Origin of the sequence: Streptomyces sp. NRRL S-1022 (genome assembly GCF_000720135.1) — a bacterium.
Taxonomy (GTDB): domain Bacteria; phylum Actinomycetota; class Actinomycetes; order Streptomycetales; family Streptomycetaceae; genus Streptomyces.
Map to the genome: position 1 here is coordinate 1 of NZ_JOIU01000209.1, position 243 is coordinate 243.

Consider the following 243-nt stretch of genomic DNA (forward strand, 5'->3'; position numbering starts at 1 on the left):
CAGATCGGCACCCACCGCGACCGCAACGGCCGGACCAAGTACGCCGCCGTGTGCACCGCCGACCGCTGCGGCTGGTCCGCCGACTACTCCAGCCAGACCGCCGCCCAGCTCGCCGCCCGCACCCACCGCTGCCGCGTCCGCTAGGAGACCCACCGCCATGCAGGTCCCGCTCTGGTTCGCCCTGGCCGTCGTCGGCTACCTCGGCGTCAAGCTCATCCGCCCGCCCGCCTGGCTCATCGCCGT

The 243-nt window shown here is 74.1% G+C and carries 1 protein-coding gene; it reads left to right on the forward strand.

The annotated features are described in order from the left end of the window. Positions 1 to 144 (forward strand): mobile element transfer protein (locus IG05_RS0141605; protein ID WP_030349227.1); only part of this gene is annotated, 144 nt, incomplete at its 5' end. Between the last annotated feature and the right edge of the window lie 99 nt (positions 145 to 243).